The organism is Microbacterium karelineae, assembly GCF_009745985.1.
Classification (GTDB): Bacteria; Actinomycetota; Actinomycetes; order Actinomycetales; family Microbacteriaceae; genus Microbacterium; species Microbacterium karelineae.
Map to the genome: position 1 here is coordinate 1 of NZ_WFIX01000188.1, position 2,267 is coordinate 2,267.

Below are 2,267 nucleotides of genomic sequence, written 5' to 3' on the forward strand. Positions count from 1 at the left end.
CATCCGTTGTTTTCAACAGGTCCTGGAACTGTTACACACTTATCGTAAAGGTCAATTACACCGTCTAAGTCTGTATCAAGCGCAACTCCGGCACCATCCACTCTTGCTCCTGCAGGAGTATCAAGCTGTCTGTCCCAATCGTCACATACCCCGTCGTTATCAGCATCACCTTTTTTACATACTTCGATATCCTGGTTTTTATTAGCCAATACATCCAGTTTGTAATAGATTTCCTGAAGTGGATCATGCCACATAACGTGAGATTCATGCTTTCCTAATTTGAAAGAAAGACCTAATGTCGCATTGAAGAAGTTGTCAGAAACCTGCTCAGAACGCTTGTTGATAGCGCTGTAAGCATCACCGCCTCCGTCAAATTCATCATCACCTGTTACCACATACATTAATCTACCTTCAATGTCTATTCTTCTGTTTACTTTGAACTTCACACCTGTACCAGCCTGGAAGAACAGAGAACCTAATTGGAAAGGTTTGATTTCAGTCATTAATGTCTGTTTGTTACTTCCGTCTTTCTGGTATGCTCTGTAGGCAATAGTACCAATACCAGCATATCCATGAAGGGCCCATCTGTAAGGGGAGTGGTTGTCCACTCTTCTTAACAGGTTTGAGAAGTTAATGTCTCCTAAGAGAGAGATTGCGTCATACTGAGTTCTTGCTCCTACTGCTGATGCATCAGGTGCTGCATTTTTAGTATTGAACCATCCTTGTCTGGTTTCACCTCTGTCATATTGTAAATTGATCCCAAAAGCATGGGTAATCGCTTTATCAATACTTACATAGGCTGAATACCCAAAAAGGTTTTTACCGTTACCATTTTTAATGGAAGTCAAATCTGCTGACTGAAGAAGGGGAACACCTGCTCCTACAGAAATAGACCAATCATTAAATCTTTTAGACTGGTTGGTAAATGGGGTAACATTGGCAGATCCTGAAGAAAATGTATTAGGATATTTTCCATTTGAATCTGCAGTTGAGTCTTGTGCATAAGTAGCAGAAGGAATTGCCAAAGCTAATGCAACAATTGCTAAACTTAATTTCATCGTGTATTATTATTTGATTTCTTTTATTAAAAAAGAAGTTTAAGTTTGTTTTAATTATTTAACAGGACATCCATTGTTTTCAACAGGTCCTGGTACGGTTACACACTTGTCGTAAAGGTCAATAACGCCATCCAGATCCATGTCCAAAGCAACTCCGGCACCGTCTACTCTCGCACCTGCAGGAGTGTCAAGCTGTCTGTCCCAGTCATCACATACTCCATCATTGTCTGCATCTCCTTTTTCGCAAACAACAAGGTCAGAACTTGCGTTTTCAAGAACGCTGGTTCTGTAGTATGCTTCCTGAAGCGGATCATGCCATGCAAGGTGAGATTCGTGTTTTCCTAGTTTGAAAGATACTCCTAAACTTACTGTCCAGGCGTTATCAGATCTTCTGGAATTTAACATGTTGTATTTTGAACCTGGAGTGGAAGGATCATAATCATTAGGATCTGCCCATCCGCCGCCATCGAATTCATCATCACCACTGATAATGTACATGGTTCTTGCCTCAACGTCAATAAGTTTTGAAACATTGTACTTTATTCCCACACCTCCCTGATAGAAGATAGAGTTGATATCAATGTCCTGTTTAATGAATAAAGGAGTTCTTCTTGGAGTATTGCTCCATCTGAATTCGTCGTTATCATGCAATGATGTTCTGAATCCCTGAAGTCCGATACCCATATATCCGTGGAAAGCCCATCTGTATGGAGAGTGGTTATCTACTCTTCTGAATAAGTTCGAGAAGTTGATGTCACCTAATAAAGAGATGTTGTCAAATTGTGTTGTAGCAGTAGCTATTCCTGATTTTACACCTGCAGCACCGGGAAGCTGGGCTGTCTGTTTCGTTTCTCCTCTCATATACATTAGGCTTAGCCCGAATGCATGTGTAATTTGTTTGTCTACGCTTATGTACGCATTGTAACCCCAATTAGTCTTATCCTTGCGGATAGATTTTAAATCGGAGTGTACCATAAATGCAGGACCTCCTCCAACAGAAATAGACCAGTCTCTGAAACGTCTGGATTTGTTGTCAAAGGGTTTTACATTAGCGGAACCTGAGGAGAATGTATTAGGGTACTCTGTGGAAGAGTTTACTGTTGTGCCGCTGTTCTGTGCGAAAGCTGCAATTGGCAATGATGTAGCCAATAATAATAAACCTAATTTCATACAATATGTTTTATGTTTTAAATAAAATCTTTCAATAAT

General features: G+C 40.2%; 2 protein-coding genes. Both read right to left on the reverse strand.

Going from position 1 to position 2,267, the window contains the following annotated elements:
• The coding region (locus GB932_RS22610) for an OmpA family protein (protein ID WP_156761127.1) at positions 1 to 1,058 on the reverse strand (1,058 nt) is incomplete at its 3' end.
• A gap of 54 nt (positions 1,059 to 1,112) precedes the next feature.
• Positions 1,113 to 2,267 (reverse strand): hypothetical protein (locus tag GB932_RS22615; RefSeq protein WP_197517475.1); only part of this gene is annotated, 1,155 nt, incomplete at its 5' end.